The organism is Stenotrophomonas chelatiphaga, assembly GCF_001431535.1.
GTDB lineage: Bacteria > Pseudomonadota > Gammaproteobacteria > Xanthomonadales > Xanthomonadaceae > Stenotrophomonas > Stenotrophomonas chelatiphaga.
Genome location: NZ_LDJK01000032.1, coordinates 16,560 through 30,845, shown reverse-complemented (window position 1 = coordinate 30,845; position 14,286 = coordinate 16,560). Strand labels below are relative to the sequence as shown.

Below are 14,286 nucleotides of genomic sequence, written 5' to 3'. Positions count from 1 at the left end.
CGGCTCTTGCCGTCCCCCGCCAGCCCATCCCGCCCCGCCAGCAAGCAACCCTGCAGCTGTTGACGTTGACGTTGCAGTGGGCTTTGCTCGAACAAGCAGCCGCCGGGCGCAGCCCGGCACGCACACCCTCAGTCGTCGCGCAGTTCGCCACCGGGCAGGAACGCCCAGGTGCGGGTCACCTGCAGGATGTCCACGTCATCCTTGGTCTGCGGCAGCGCCGGGAACGGCTGCGCCAGCCGCACCACCCGCAGGGCCGCCTCGTCCAGCAGCGGGGTCCCGCTGGAGCGCAGGATGCGCGCGCTTTCCACGCTGCCATCGCGGCGCACGCCCACGGTGATCACCACCTGTCCGCCCAGTCGACGCTGGCGCGCTTCATCGGGGTAGTTCAGGTTGCCCACGCGTTCTGCCCGGTCGACCCAAGCGCGCAGGTAATTGGCCCACGCGTACTCACGGGTGCTGGCGGAAACGAACTTGCGGTTGGGCCGCTTCGCATACTGCGCCGAGCGCAGGTGCACCTCGGCGGCGAGCCGGGCCATCTCGGCATCGCGCTGCTCGCGCGCGTTCAACGGCGCATCCGGGCGCGGCTGTTCCGGCATCGGCTGCTGCTGGGCGCGTGCGACCTGCTCTTCGCCATTGCGGCTGCTCACCACCCGCGACTGCGGTGGCGGCGGGGCAGCGGCATCCTGGCGTTGCTGCGGCACCGGACTGCTGCCGGGCAGCGCCTGCGGCACCACCCCGGCCTGGCTTTCGCGCGGACGCATCGCCTTGTCATGCTCACCGCCGCCGACCTGGCTGGCGGCGGCCAGGAAATCAGCCTGCCTGGGCGTCAGCGCGGTCTGGGTCTGGGTGAAGATCACGTCCAGCGTCGGCACCAGGGGGGCATCGCCGCGCACCGCGAACCCCACGCCCAGGATCAGCAGCGCATGCAGGGCGACGGACAGGGCCAGGGTCGCGCCCAGCCGCTGTGATTCGCGGCCGCCGGCAGCGAGGGAAACCATCGCGCTCATCGCGGCAGGTCGGCCTCGATGGCGTCGAACAGCTGGCCGGCGATGTTCAGCCCGTACTGCGCGTCCAGTTCACGCACGCAGGTCGGGCTGGTCACGTTGACCTCGGTCAGGTAATCGCCGATCACGTCCAGGCCGACGAAACGCATGCCACGCCGCTTCATTTCCGGGCCCACCTGGGCCGCGATCCAGCGGTCACGTTCGCTCAGCGGGCGGCCTTCGCCGCGTCCGCCGGCGGCCAGGTTGCCGCGGAATTCATCGCCCTGCGGGATCCGCGCCAGGCAGTACTCCACCGGCACGCCGTCGACCAGCAGGATGCGCTTGTCGCCGGCGGTGATGTCGGGGATGAACTTCTGCGCCAAGGTCAGTTTGCGGTCGCCGTCGGTCAGCGTTTCCAGGATCACGTTGAGGTTCGGATCACCGGTGCCGCTGCGGAAGATCGAACGTCCGCCCATGCCGTCCAGCGGCTTCAGTACCGCCTGGCCGTGTTCCAGCACGAAGGCCTTCAGCGCCTTGGCGTCGCGGCTGACCAGGGTCGGGGGGCAGCACTGCGGGAACAGCAGGGCAGCCAGTTTCTCGTTGTAATCGCGCAGGCCCTGCGGATTGTTGACCACCCGCGCGCCTGCCGTGGCGGCCACGTCGAGCACCTGGGTGTCGTAGATGAACTCGGCATCCACGGGCGGGTCCTTGCGCATCAGCACGACCTGGCCGGGGCCGAACACCGTCTGGCTGAACCCGCCCAGGGTGTACCAGTCGGTCGGGTCGTCGCGCACCTGCAGCGGGGCGGTGAGGGCGACGGCGCGGCCGTTGTCCAGGCTCAATCCGCCGGGCTTCACGTAGTGCAGGGCGTGGCCGCGGCGCTGGGCCTCCAGCAGCATGGCGAAGGTCGTGTCCTTGGCGATCTTGATATGGGCGATGGGGTCCATCACCACGATGACGTTCAACGGCATGGCGGCACCTGTCAGGCAAGGTGCTGATGGTAGCGGCTCCGCCCGCGGCGTGCCCGCCTGTCTGCGCGCAACGGTGCGTGCGGGCAATCGATCCACCCCCCTTCGCCACGGCCGGACGGGCCTCGCGCAGGAAAGTCGTCGCCGAACTTGCTGGCGGTCACGCAAGTGCGATATAGATACGCCTTCGCAGCGGCGCCGACCGAAGTGCCGCGCATGGGGAACGGTAATGACTGAGAACATGACTGCGGGCGGGGAGCTCGCAGGACTCCGGGTGATGGTCATCGACGATTCGAAGACCATTCGAAGGACGGCGGAAACGCTGCTGAAACGCGAAGGCTGCGAGGTGGTGACCGCCACCGACGGCTTCGAGGCCTTGGCCAAGATCGCAGACCAGCAGCCGCAGATCATCTTCGTGGACATCATGATGCCGCGTCTTGACGGCTATCAGACCTGTGCGCTGATCAAGGGCAACCAGCTGTTCAAGTCGACGCCGGTGATCATGCTGTCGTCCAAGGATGGTCTGTTCGACAAGGCGCGCGGGCGCATCGTCGGCTCGGAGCAGTACCTGACCAAGCCTTTCACGCGCGAAGAACTGCTGGGTGCCATCCGCACATACGTCAACGCCTGACCAGGGGGGAAAGGCAAAATGGCTCGTATCGTCCTGATCGAGGATTCACCGACCGACCGTGCGGTGTTCAGCCAATGGCTGCGCAAGGCAGGGCATGAAGTCGAAGAGGCAGACAACGCCGAAGCCGGGTTGGAACTGGTCCGCAGCCAGTTGCCACAGCTGGTGCTGATGGACGTCGTGCTGCCGGGCATGAGTGGCTTCCAGGCCACCCGCGCACTGGCCCGCGATGCGGCCACCAAGCACATCCCGGTGATCATCGTCAGCACCAAGGCGATGGAAACCGACAAGGCCTGGGGCCTGCGCCAGGGCGCTGCCGATTACATCGTCAAGCCGCCGCGCGAGGAAGACCTGATCGCGCGGATCAACGAGCTGGTGTCCTGATGCGCTCTCCCTTCGACATCCTCGAAGCCTATGAGCGCCGCAGCCTGGCCCATGCGGTGCAGTTGCCGGAACGCCAGTTCGCGCAGGATCTCTGGCGTGGCGTCGGGTACCGGGTCGGCCATCGCCGGCTGGTCTCTGACTTCCGCGAAGTGGTGGAAATCGTGCCGATGCCACCGGTGACGCCGGTGCCCTGCGCGCAGCCCTGGCTGCTCGGCGTCGGCAACCTGCGCGGCAACCTGTTCCCGGTGATCGACCTGAAGCTGTTCCTGGAAGGCGCGCGCACGGTGCAGCAGGAAGGCCAGCGCGTGCTGGTCATGCGCCAGGCCGGCGGCGACGTGGCCCTGACCATCGACGAACTCTACGGCCAGCGCAGTTTCGAGCTGGACCAGGAAGTGGCGGTGGGCGGACTGGCCGAAGGGCGCTACGCCCACTTCGTCGAACGTGCCTTCCATGCCGACGAACACGACTGGGGCGTCTTCTCGCTCTCGCTGCTGTCGCGCACTCCCGAATTCCGGCAAGCCGCGGCCTGAACCGCGGTTTCCGTTCCTGCATTGCATTGAACATCGAGGTTGAACGATGAGTACTGCTTCCGATACCAGCAAGGCGGCCAAGGTGCGCCTCGGTGGCACCAACGCGTGGTTGATCCTGCTGCTGCTGGCGATGGCCCTGTTCGGCCTGAACACCGGCGTGGCCACCTGGCAGGGCAGCCGCCTGGCCGACGCCAGCACCAAGGCGGCCGACCTGCAGGTGCTGTCACAGCAGCTGGCCAACCAGGGACGAGAGGCAGTGGCCGGCAACGCGCAGGCCTTCACCGCGTTCAAGGCCACCCGCGCCGCGATCGATGAAAACGTCGCCACCCTGCAGGGCCGCTACGGCACCGAACCCGGTGTGTCCGCCCCGATCGGCAAGCTGGCCGCGACCTGGCAGCCACTGGCCAAGAGCGCCGCCCAGCTGGTGTCCAGCGAGCCGGCGGTGCTGACCCTGGCCGGCAACGCCAACAACTTCACCGGTGCGGTGCCGGGCCTGCAGGCCCAGTTGAACGAAGTGGTGCGTGCGATGAGTGCCTCCGGCGCACCGTCATCGCAGATCTACAGCGCGCTGCAGCAGGTCGTGGTCGCCGGCACCATGGCGCGCCGGGTCACTGAAATGCGCGCCGGTGGCTCGACCGCCGCGGCAGCCGGTGATGCACTGGCACGCGACATCACCGTGTTCAGCCAGGTGCTCGACGGCCTGCGCAACGGTAACGAAGACATGGGCATCGTCGCGGTACGTGGCGCCGCCGCGCTGGCCGCGCTGGAGCAGTCCCAGCAGCAGTGGACGGCGATGAAGACCGACGCCGATGCGATCCTGGCCAGTTCGCGCCAGCTGTTCGCCGCCCAGGCCGCCGCCGCCAGCCTGACCGCGGGTTCGTCGGACATGCTGGCCGACAGCAAGGGCCTGTTCAACGCGTTCTCGTCCTTTGGCTCGGTCAGCGATACCCGCCTGTTCCCCAATTTCTGGATCGGCGTGTTGTCCGGCATCCTGTCGCTGATCGCCATCATCGGCTTCGTCAGCACCTCGGTGCGCGGACGTTCGCGCGAGCAGGAGCTGCGTTACCAGACCCAGGTGGAATTCAACAGCCGCAACCAGCAGGCCATCATGCGGCTGCTGGATGAAATCAGCTCGCTCGGTGAGGGTGACCTGACCGTGAAAGCGTCGGTGACCGAAGACATGACCGGCGCCATCGCAGACGCCATCAACTACGCCGTCGACGAGCTGCGCCACCTGGTGACCACCATCAACGACACCTCGGCCAAGGTCGCCGTGTCCACCCAGGAAACCCAGGCCACGGCGATGCAGCTGGCCGAAGCGGCCGGCCACCAGGCCAACCAGATCACCACCGCATCGGACCGCATCGGCGAAATCGCGGCAAGCATCGAACAGGTGTCGCGCAACTCCTCCGAGTCCGCCGAAGTGGCGCAGCGCTCGGTGGTGATCGCCGCCGAAGGCGCCGGCGTGGTGCGCGAAACCATCCAGGGCATGGACCAGATCCGCGACCAGATCCAGGAAACGTCCAAGCGCATCAAGCGGCTGGGTGAGTCTTCGCAGGAAATCGGCTCTATCGTGGAACTGATCAACGACATTTCCGAGCAGACCAACATCCTGGCCTTGAACGCCGCGGTGCAGGCGGCTTCGGCCGGTGAAGCCGGTCGCGGTTTCGCCGTGGTGGCCGACGAAGTGCAGCGCCTGGCAGAACGCACCTCCGGTGCGACGCGACGCATCGAAGGCCTGGTGCAGGCCATCCAGGCCGATACCAACGAAGCGGTTACCTCGATGGAGCAGACCACCGCCGAGGTGGTGTCCGGTGCACGCCTGGCCGAAGACGCCGGCACCGCGCTGACCGAGATCGAGCGCGTGTCCAACGCCCTCAACAACCTCATCAAGAACATCTCCGTGGCCGCCCAGCAGCAGTCGTCGGCCGCATCGGACATCACCCATACCATGGGCGTGATCCGGCAGATCACCGGCCAGACCTCGCAGGGTGCGGGGCAGACCGCCGAATCGATCGGCCACCTGGCACAGCTGGCCGCCGACCTTCGCCGCTCGGTCGCCGACTTCAAGCTGCCGGCGTAAGCCGGCAGTACGGGGAAGCAAGGATCATCTGATGAAGCATCGTCACTATTTCCGCCACACTGCATGCCATGCCCCGCGCGGCATGCGTTCGCTGGCGACCGGAGTCCGCCCATGAGTACCCTGCGCGATGCAATGAGCCATGCCGCCCTGGGCTGGGTGAAGCCGGAGCTGGATGAGACCCTGCGCCAGGTGCGCAACGAGGTCGAATACTTCGTCGAGGCGCCCGCCGACGCCAGCCGCATGCGCCTGTGCGCCGGCTACCTGCACCAGGTGCAGGGCACGCTGCGCATGGTGGAGCTGTATGCACCGGCGATGGTGGCCGAGGAACTTGAACAGCTCGCCGTGGCGATCGGCAGTGGCGAGGTCGCCGAGCGCGATGAATCCTGCGCGACCCTGATGCGCGGCAGCGTGCTGCTTCCGGATTACCTGGAACGCCTGCAGAACGGCCACCGCGACATTCCGATCGTGCTGCTGCCGCTGCTCAACGAAATCCGTGCCGCGCGTGGCGTGGCGGGCATCAATGAAAGCGTGCTGCTGGCCTTTGCGCCGGACAGCGTCGGCGCCACCGAAGCCGAACTCGACCATGCCCGTGGCAGCCTGAGCGGACGCAACCGCGAGCTGCTCGACACCGTCGGCAATGCGGTGAAGGAAGAACTGCTGCGCATCAAGGATGCGCTGGACCTGCACCTGCGCACCGGCGGACAGCCGCAGCAGCTGCAGCAGCAGGTCAACGAACTTGCCGCGGTGGGCGATACGCTGGCCATGATGGGCCTGGACGTAGCGCGCAACGTGGTGGTGCAGCAGCGCGATGCGCTCAGCAGCGTCGTTGCGGGCGAGCAGCAGATCGACGAGAGCCTGCTGCTCGACGTGGCCGGTGCGCTGCTGTACGTGGACGCCTCGCTGGATGACCAGGTCGCCCACCTGGGCGCCACCGGCAGCGGCGAAGACGACCCGTCCGCCGCTGAAACCCGGCGTACGCTGGAAGTGCTGGCGCATGAAGCGATCGCCAACTTCACCGTGGCCCGTGAGCACTTCGTCGCCTTCATCGAAACCAACTGGAACCACGAACAGCTGCAGGACGTACCGCGCCTGCTGGGCGAAGTCGGCGGCGCGCTGCGCATGCTCGATCTGCCGGTACCGGCCGACTACCTGAAGGGCGTCCAGCTGTACATCGACGCCGAGTTGATCGGTCGCCAGCGCGTGCCCAGCGGACGCCAGCTGGACACGCTGGCCGATGCGATGGCCAGCCTGGAGTACTACCTGGAAGCGCTGCGCGATCGTCGCGCCGGACGCGAAAGCATCCTGGACATCACCCGCAGCAGCCTGGAAGCCCTGCGCTACTGGCCGTTGCCGGTGGCCAACGCGGCCGCCGTCGAACCGAACGTTGAAGCGGCGCCGCAGCCGGTGCAGCGCGAAGCCGTGCTGCCGCCGCCGCTCACGGTGCCGGGGCTGGAAACGCTGGAGCTGCCGCCGCTGGCGGCGGCGCCCGCGCAGGTCCCGCCGCCACTGCCGGACTTCGTGTTCGACGCCGCGCCGCCAGTGCAGGCGCAGGTGCTGGAAACCGCAGCGGACGTTGCCGACGAAGACGTCGCAGCCCCGTCGGTCGAGGCCTCCGACGACACGCCCCTGCAGCGCGCAGCGACCGAACCGACCGCACCGACGTTGGTGTTCGCCGCGACCACCGCGGTTCCTCCGCCGGTCCCGGCCTGGGAACTCGGCAGCTTCCACGCGGAAGCGGATGCGAACGACAGCCGCGCGCCGACCTTCACCGATTTCGATCCGGTCGTTGCAGAAGACGCCGCCGATGCCACGCGCTGGACGGTCGAACCGATCGCCCAGGTGGATCTGACGGCCGTTGCCGATACCCAGCCTACCCACGGCGACGTGCCGGGAGTGCTCGGCGATGCCGACGAGGGCCTGCTGCTGATCGATGGCGCTGACTTCGACCCGGTGCTCGCCGAAGTTGATGCGGAAGACGATGCGGTCATGCCGGTCAGCTTCCATTTCGATGAGGGCGCCATCAGCCGAGCCGACGATGTCCTGTCGCTGGAAGCGCTGGAAGCTTCGGTCATCGAAGCGCCGGCAGGCTTCGATGTCATCACCGCAGCCGAACCGCCAGCGTTCGCGCCGACGGCAACCGAGCAGTCGATCGACGTCGACGCGCCGCCGGTCGCGGCCGTTGCGGTCGACGATGCCGATGCACGTTTCCTGGCCGAGCTGGCCGCCGCGGCGGCGGACTTCAATCCGCAGCCGGAGCCGCAGGCACCGGTGCTGGCCGAAACGCCCGTTGCCACCGCCGAAACGCTTGACGGTGGGTTCGACGAGCAGGCCGAGAACATCGACCAGGATATCCGCGAGGTGTTCCTGGAAGAGTTCGACGAAGAACTGATCAACCTGGGCGGGCTGCTGCCGGCCTGGCGCGCGCAGCCGGACAACATGGACCGGCTGCGCCCGATCCGCCGCGTATTCCACACCCTGAAGGGCAGTGGCCGCCTGGTGGGCGCGCGTACGCTGGGCGAGTTCGCCTGGAAGATCGAAGGCATGCTCAACCGCGTGCTGGATGGCTCCCGCCCGGCAACGCCGGCGGTGGTGGCCGTGGTGGAACAGGCTTACCACGCCCTGCCCGAACTCAATGCAGCGCTGCGCAGTGGCCAGCGCGTCAGCGCGGACCTGCAGGCGCTGCAGTCGATTGCCGACCGCGTTGGCGCCGGCGAAGAAACCTTCCACGTGCCGCTGCCCGCCCATCCGGTGGCGGCAACGGGTTCCGCGGCGGACGAGCAGCCCGGGATCGATGCGCTGGAAGCAGCGTTCGCCGCCGATGCGGAGGCTGCGTCGCTGGAAGGCGCGCCGGCCAGCATCGACAGCGTGCTGCGCGAGATCCTGGAAGCCGAAGTGGAAGCGCACATGGCCACCCTGCACGGGTGGCTGGCCTCGTCGCGGGTCGAACCGCAGCCGGTCTCCGATCCGCTGCTGCGCGCCGTGCACACCATGAACGGTGCCTTCGCAATGACCGATGTGCCGGAGATCACCTCCGTCACCGGCGCGGCCGAGAGCTACATCAAGCGCTCGCTGGCGGCGTCCGAAGTGCCCAGCCATGACGGCGTGCACGCGCTGGATGCCACTGCGCGCGCGATCGAAGCCACCATGCTGGCGCTGCAGGCCGAATCGCCCCGCGTCCCGCTGCAGCAGGCGCTTGCCGAACGCCTGCAGGCGCTGGCCGCGACCCTGCCGGAAGCGCGTTGGCCGGTGCTGGAAGACGTGTCCGATGCGCCTGAAGAGGCGCAGGAGGAAGATGCCGGCGATGCCACCGAAGCCAGCGATGCCCACGGCCATGTCGATGCGATCGACTTTGCGGATCTGGTCCAGCAGGCCGAGGTCGAGCAGATCGCCGAAGCGATGGTGGACGACGGCGAACTGCAGGTCAGCGAATCCGCCTTGCTGGCTGAGCACGGACATACCGCACTGGTCCCGGATGAATCGCGCGACGAGCAGATCGCTGCGTCCGCCGACGCTGCCGATACCGCGGTGGAATTGACCGGCGCCCACGATCTTTCCTCGTTCCTGGATCCGGCCCCGGCTCCGGCCTCGTCCGATGGCCACGAATGGGACGTCGAACCGGTCGTCATTGCAGAGGCCGACGATGCTGCCGGAACCGCCGAAGATCGCGTGCCGGTCACCGGCGAACCGGTGCAGGACCGCGATGTCGAGGTCCAGCTGACCGGCGCAGAGGATCTGTCGCTGTACCTGGATGATGCAGCGCATGCTGCACTGCCTGACAGCTACGTGCCGGGCGCGATCGAAGCGCCGGCGCCGCATGAGCAACCGCTTGAACCCCGCTTCGAGGCAGGCGATGACCAGGCGCAGGATGCGCTGCCCGAAGAACTGCAGGGCAGCGCGGCGTTCGGCGATGCGGTGTCGCTGCAGGAGGCGCTGGAAGAAGGGATGCACGTCATCGACGACGCAGTCGAGGATGACGCCGACGAGGCAGTCTCCGCTGCCGGCCACGATGCATCGGTAGACGACGAAGCGCCCTTTGGCGAGTTCATCGAAGACCAGGCCCCGTCCCTGCCACCGCAGGTCGACCAGCCGGAGCCGACTGCCGCCGAAGCAGAAGCAGAAGCCGAAGCCGAAGCAGAAGCCGAAGCAGAAGCCGAAGCGGAAGCCGACGTCGAAGCCGAAGCCGAAGCCGAAGCCGAAGCCGCTCAGCAGCCGTATTTCGAAATGGAGGCAGTTGCTGCACCGGCAGCAGATTCCGCCGTTGACGCTGGCGTCGTAGCAGACGAACCGTCTGCCGTGGACGCTGGCAGCGCCGAGGCGCTGCAGGAAGTGCAGGACGTTTCCCTGCAGGCCGCTGACCACGCCGAGGACGTCGAGGCAGACGGCGGTGTCACGGTCGAAGCAGTCGAAGCAGTCGAAACGGTCGAAGCAGTCGAAGCAGTCGAAGCAGTCGAAACGGTCGAAGCAGTCGAAACGGTCGAAGCAGTCGAAACGGTCGAAACCGTCGAAACCGTCGAAGCAGACACCGAGGTGGCCGCCGATGCGCTGGACTTCAGCGTGCTCGACCGCGAGCTGGTCGACATCTTCGTCGAGGAAGGCAAGGACCTGCTTGACCATTGCGATGGCCTGATCAGCGAGCTGCGCAGCGCGCCGGAGGACCGTGAGCCGTTGGCCGGCCTGCAGCGCGACCTGCACACGCTGAAGGGCGGCGCGCGCATGGCCGGCATCAACCCGATCGGTGATCTTGGCCACGGCATCGAATCGCTGCTGGAAGCGGTGTTCGCCGGACGCACCAGCATCGAACACAGCGATGTGCAGCTGCTGGAGCGTGGCTTCGACCGCCTGCACCAGATGCTGACCCTCACCGGCAACCATCGCCAGGTGGCGGCGGCCGATGACCTGGTGGCCGCCTTCGAGGCACGCACCCAGGGCCGCCCCGCCACGCAGGCCGAGGCAGAAGAACCGGCCGCTGCCGCGTCCAGCGCCGCCGCGCTCATCGCCAGCCTGCCGCTGTCCGCGCCCTTGCCGGTGGAAGCCGGCGGCGAGGAAGAAGGCGGCGCGCGTCCGCAGCAGGAACAGGTGCGCGTGCGTGCCGACCTGCTCGACCGGCTGGTCAACCACGCCGGTGAAGTGGCGATCTACCGCTCGCGGCTGGAACAGCAGCTGGGTGCCTTCCGCGGCGCCATGGGCGAACTGGACCGCACCAATGCGCGTCTGCGCGACCAGCTGCGCCGCCTGGACCTGGAAACCGAGGCGCAGATCGTTGCCCGTTACCAGCGCGAGCAGGAGCAGGCCGACCACAGCTTCGATCCGCTGGAACTGGACCGCTTCTCCACGCTGCAGCAGCTCAGCCGTGCGCTGAACGAATCGGCAGCCGACCTTGGCGGCCTGCAGGGGGTGCTGGACGACCTCTCGCGCCAGTACGATTCGCTGCTGCAACAGCAGTCGCGGGTCAGCTCGGAACTGCAGGATGGGCTGATGCGTGCGCGCATGGTGCCCTTCGACGGGCTGGTGCCGCGCCTGCGTCGCGTGGTCCGCCAGGCCGGTACCGATACCGGCAAGCAGGTCCACCTGACGCTGGAAGGAACCCACGGCGAACTGGATCGCAACGTGCTGGATCGCATGGTGGCGCCGCTGGAACACATGCTGCGCAACTCCGTCGCCCACGGCCTGGAAACGGCCGAACAGCGACGTGCGGCGGGCAAGCCGGTGGAAGGTGAGATCTCGCTGCGCCTGCACCGCGAAGGCTCTGAAATCGTGCTCGACGTGGCCGACGATGGTGCCGGACTGGACCGCGAAGCGATCCGCCGGCGCGCGCTGGAACGCGGGCTGATCCAGGCCGATGCCACCTTGGCCGACAACGAACTGGACAACCTGATCTTCGCCTCCGGCTTCAGCACCGCCGACCAGCTCAGCCAGCTGGCCGGGCGCGGCGTCGGCATGGACGTGGTGCGCAATGAAGTGCGCCAGCTCGGCGGCAGCGTGGAAATCCACTCGGTCCGCGGACAGGGCGCTCGTTTCACCCTGCGCCTGCCGCAGACGCTGGCCGTCACCCAGGCGGTGTTCGTGCAGATCGGCGAGACCACCTTTGCCGTCCCGGTAGGTTCGGTCAGTGGCATCGGCCGCATTTCGCGCGAACGTTTCGAGGCAGGCGACAGCACCTACCGCTACAGCGGCGAGGACTACACCCTGCATGACCTGGGCAGCCTGATCGGCCAGGCCCCGGCACGTGCCGAAGGGCAGGCCCAGGTGCCGCTGCTGCTGGTGCGTGCGGGCGACCTGCGTGCCGCCGTGGCGATCGACCAGGTGCTGGGCAACCGCGAAATCGTGGTGAAGCCGGTCGGCCTGCAGATCGCCTCGGTCCCGGGCATCTACGGTGCCACCATCACCGGCGATGGCCGCGTGGTGGTGATCCTGGACGTGGCACCGCTGGTGCGCCGCTTCGTCGCCAACCCGGAGCGTCCGCTGCCGGTGGCCGAACTGGAACAGCAGCGCCAGGTGCCGGTGGTGATGGTGGTCGACGATTCGCTGACCATGCGCAAGGTCACCAGCCGCATCCTGGAACGCCACAACTTCGACGTCAGCGTGGCGCGCGATGGCGTGGAAGCGCTGGAACGGCTGGAAGAACGCGTGCCGGACCTGATGCTGCTGGACATCGAAATGCCGCGCATGGACGGTTACGAGCTGGCTACCGCGATGCGCGCCGATCCTCGTTACCGCGATGTGCCGATCGTGATGATCACCTCGCGCAGCGGCGACAAGCATCGCCAGCGCGCTTTCGAAATCGGCGTGCAGCGTTACCTGGGCAAGCCGTACCAGGAGCTGGACCTGATGCGTAACGTGTACGACCTGCTGGGGATCGCCCGTGTCCGAGAATGATGCAAGCCTGCCGCCGGCCGTCGCGCTGCTGGCACGCCCGGGCGCGGCCCGTGACCGCCTGCGCGAAGCGCTGGTGCAGGCCGACGTGGCGCTGGTGCTGGAAGAAGACCCGGATGTGCTGGACGCCGCGACGCTGATCGCGGTTGCCCCGCAGGCCGTGGTGATCGCGCTGGAACCCGCGGTGGAAGCGGCGCTGGAGCGACTGGACGACGCACTGTCTTCGCCGGCGTTCACCCTGGTGTTCGACGAGGCCGAACTGGCGGCACGCCGCGAAGGCTGGGAAACCCAGCGTTGGGCGCGCCACCTGGCGGCCAAGTTGCATGGTCACCGCCAGGTGCTGCCACCCGGTGCGGAAGTCGAAGAAGACCTGCAGATCGAACCCGGCATGCCGGACACGCCGGCCCAGTTGCATGTCGATGCGCCGCTGGATTTCCACCTGGACGAAGCGGCCGACGCGGCGGATCTGCTGGCGGGTGACAGCCTGTATGAGGCCCCCGCGCACTGGCAGGAACCGCAGACGCTGGAACAGGCGCTGGCGGCGGACCTGCCGCAAGCCCACGCCGACGCCAACAGCGACGCCCCTGCCACGCCTGCCGATGCCGGCGCGGTGGCGCCGCCGCCGCTGGGTGACCACAGCCGCTGGGCGCTGCTCGACGAGGACAGCGCACCGGCCGCGGTGACCCGCGAGGCCGCCGCGCCGCCGGCGTTGCCGGTGTTCGATTCGGCACACCTTTCACTGGTGGACATGGAAGACACGCCGCCCGGCACCGGGCCACGCCGTGGCGCCCGCGGCGCGGTGGTGGTGCTGGCCGGCATTGGCGGCCCGGATGCGCTGCGGCGCCTGCTGGCGGCGCTGCCGTCGGCGCTGGACGTGCCGCTGCTGGTGCGGATGCCGCTGGACGGCGCGCGCTACGGCAACCTGGTCAAGCAGATGGCGCGCGTTTCGCCCCTGCCGGTGCTGCTGGCGGAGACCGGCGCCGATGTGCTGGAAGGCCACGTCTACATCCTGTCCGACGACAGCGCCACCGCGCTGCGCGACGGCGGACTGTATTTCGAAAGCCGGCCCCAGGGCCTGGAGCTGGCGCGGCTTCCGCCGGGCGAAAGCGCGGTCATCCTGCTCAGCGGCGCCGATCTGCTGCAGGTCGACCCCGCGCTGACGCTGGCCGAGGCCGGCGCGTGGGTGGGCGGCCAGGTGGGCGAGGGCTGCTACGACCCCGCCGCGGCCACCGCCGTGGTGGCTGCCGGCATGTTCGCCGGCGAACCGCAGGAGCTCGCACAGGCCATCAGTGCCCGTTGGGCACGTCCGGAACAAGGGGAAGCGCAGTGAGCCATGCCAACAACGATGAAATCCGCGGGGTCCTGATCCAGTCCGGTCCCGAACGCGTGCTGCTGCCCAATGCCACCGTGGCCGAAATGATGGCCAAGGTGCAGGTGCAGGCGAGCGCCGAAGGTCCTGACTGGCTGCTGGGTACGCTGGCCTGGCACGGCTGGGACGTGCCGCTGGTGTCGTTCGCACGGCTGTCCGGGCTAGGCGAGGAAAGCATCGGCGGCAACAACAAGGTCGTGGTGCTCAAGGCACTGGCCGGCAACGCGCAGCGCCCGTATTTCGCGTTGCTGACGCAGAGCTTCCCGCAGCTGATTTCGGTGCCGCGCGATGGCCTGCTGGCCGACGCTTCCGAAGAAACGCTTCCCGACAGCGTGCACATGCGCGTGCTGCTGGGTGAGCAGAGCGCGCTGCTGCCGAACCTGGACGCGGTGGAAACCGCGCTGGATTCGCTGCACTGACGAAGTAAACCGGCAGGTGACGACCGGTGGTCGTCACCGCCTTGAACCA

The 14,286-nt window shown here is 68.2% G+C and carries 9 protein-coding genes; 7 read left to right on the top strand and 2 right to left on the bottom strand.

Translation table 11 applies throughout. From position 1 onward, the window contains the following. Positions 1 to 128 precede the first annotated feature (128 nt). Both ABB28_RS08320 and gshB read right to left on the bottom strand, forming a co-directional pair. Positions 129 to 1,007, bottom strand: coding sequence for an energy transducer TonB (locus ABB28_RS08320; RefSeq protein ID WP_057508187.1), 879 nt, complete (start codon positions 1,005 to 1,007; stop codon positions 129 to 131). Further along, on the bottom strand, positions 1,004 to 1,954 hold the full coding sequence (gene gshB / locus ABB28_RS08315) for a glutathione synthase (RefSeq protein WP_057508186.1): 951 nt from the start codon (positions 1,952 to 1,954) through the stop codon (positions 1,004 to 1,006). The genes ABB28_RS08320 and gshB overlap by 4 nt, the downstream gene beginning before the upstream one ends. Before the next feature lie 226 nt (positions 1,955 to 2,180). Between gshB and pilG the strand changes: the two genes are divergently transcribed. The 7 genes from pilG to ABB28_RS08280 all read left to right on the top strand — a co-directional run bounded on the left by pilG (position 2,181) and on the right by ABB28_RS08280 (position 14,237). Then, positions 2,181 to 2,582, top strand: coding sequence for a twitching motility response regulator PilG (gene pilG / locus ABB28_RS08310; protein ID WP_042614342.1), 402 nt, complete (start codon positions 2,181 to 2,183; stop codon positions 2,580 to 2,582). An 18-nt stretch (positions 2,583 to 2,600) separates the two neighbouring features. Then, positions 2,601 to 2,963 carry a response regulator gene (locus tag ABB28_RS08305; protein ID WP_057508185.1) on the top strand — a complete coding sequence of 121 codons (363 nt, stop codon included), beginning with the start codon at positions 2,601 to 2,603 and terminating at the stop codon, positions 2,961 to 2,963. Then, complete coding sequence (locus tag ABB28_RS08300; RefSeq protein WP_057508184.1) at positions 2,963 to 3,493, top strand: chemotaxis protein CheW; 531 nt, start codon at positions 2,963 to 2,965, stop codon at positions 3,491 to 3,493. Before ABB28_RS08305 ends, ABB28_RS08300 begins: the two co-directional genes overlap by 1 nt. 46 nt (positions 3,494 to 3,539) lie before the next feature. Further along, complete coding sequence (locus ABB28_RS08295; protein WP_057508183.1) at positions 3,540 to 5,576, top strand: methyl-accepting chemotaxis protein; 2,037 nt, start codon at positions 3,540 to 3,542, stop codon at positions 5,574 to 5,576. 111 nt (positions 5,577 to 5,687) lie between these two features. Continuing rightward, entirely contained in the window at positions 5,688 to 12,452 is a 6,765-nt protein-coding gene (locus tag ABB28_RS08290; protein ID WP_057508182.1) for an Hpt domain-containing protein, read from the top strand. Continuing rightward, complete coding sequence (locus tag ABB28_RS08285; RefSeq protein WP_057508181.1) at positions 12,439 to 13,779, top strand: chemotaxis protein CheB; 1,341 nt, start codon at positions 12,439 to 12,441, stop codon at positions 13,777 to 13,779. The genes ABB28_RS08290 and ABB28_RS08285 overlap by 14 nt, the downstream gene beginning before the upstream one ends. Continuing rightward, entirely contained in the window at positions 13,776 to 14,237 is a 462-nt protein-coding gene (locus ABB28_RS08280) for a chemotaxis protein CheW (protein ID WP_057508180.1), read from the top strand. The genes ABB28_RS08285 and ABB28_RS08280 overlap by 4 nt, the downstream gene beginning before the upstream one ends. Positions 14,238 to 14,286 lie beyond the last annotated feature (49 nt).

Coding starts and splice junctions, on each gene's coding strand:
- gshB (WP_057508186.1), bottom strand. CDS start 1,954: ATGCCGTTGAACGTCATCGTGGTGATGGACCCCATCGCCCATATCAAG.
- ABB28_RS08300 (WP_057508184.1), top strand. CDS start 2,963: ATGCGCTCTCCCTTCGACATCCTCGAAGCCTATGAGCGCCGCAGCCTG.
- ABB28_RS08290 (WP_057508182.1), top strand. CDS start 5,688: ATGAGTACCCTGCGCGATGCAATGAGCCATGCCGCCCTGGGCTGGGTG.
- ABB28_RS08305 (WP_057508185.1), top strand. CDS start 2,601: ATGGCTCGTATCGTCCTGATCGAGGATTCACCGACCGACCGTGCGGTG.
- ABB28_RS08320 (WP_057508187.1), bottom strand. CDS start 1,007: ATGAGCGCGATGGTTTCCCTCGCTGCCGGCGGCCGCGAATCACAGCGG.
- pilG (WP_042614342.1), top strand. CDS start 2,181: ATGACTGAGAACATGACTGCGGGCGGGGAGCTCGCAGGACTCCGGGTG.
- ABB28_RS08295 (WP_057508183.1), top strand. CDS start 3,540: ATGAGTACTGCTTCCGATACCAGCAAGGCGGCCAAGGTGCGCCTCGGT.